This is a genomic window from Micromonospora sp. M51, from assembly GCF_018070305.1.
Lineage (GTDB): Bacteria > Actinomycetota > Actinomycetes > Mycobacteriales > Micromonosporaceae > Micromonospora > Micromonospora parva.
The window spans coordinates 1-573 of the sequence record NZ_JAGPXZ010001425.1; the positions used below are offsets into that span (position 1 = coordinate 1).

Consider the following 573-nt stretch of genomic DNA (forward strand, 5'->3'; position numbering starts at 1 on the left):
CACCGTCTGGCGGGTGGGAGTGCTCGGCACCGGTGCCGACGCCGGCATCATCTGCCTCGAACGGCGCACGAACCGGCCCCGCTGGCTGCCCGCCACCGAGGTCGGCTGGACGCCACTGGACGCCGAGCACCTGCACCACTACCTGGGCCGACCGAACAGCCGGCAGCGACTGCGCGAGCTGTCCTGTCGGCTGCTGCCGGACGGCACCGTCTCGCTGGTCCGCACGGCGGCGAATCTGCAGCGCTTCGAACAGCTGAGGCTGGGCGACCCGCTCCGGGTGGAGGTGATCGGCGAGGAGGCGACCGAACGTCTGGCGGACGGACGGCACCGGTACATCGTCCGCGCGTACATGTCCGACATCCTGCTCGACATGCGGCTGGAAGGGTCGGCTCCTCCGCTGACCGCCGAGCCCCGCCTGTGCGAGGTCGACAGGCGTCTTCTGGACCGTGGTTCCCCACGAATCAGCGTCTGCGACCCCGACCAGCGTCACCTCGCTCTCGACCTGCCGGCGTGGCTGATCCCGCAGGCGCCGGACCGGTCATCCGCGGTGGATCCGTCGGCACGGGGCGAGTA

General features: G+C 71.2%; 1 protein-coding gene. It reads left to right on the forward strand.

Annotation, left to right across the window (positions count from 1 at the left end):
* Positions 1-13: 13 nt before the first annotated feature.
* On the forward strand, positions 14-573 hold a 560-nt coding region (locus KBX53_RS35235), incomplete at its 3' end, for a hypothetical protein (RefSeq protein WP_210864063.1).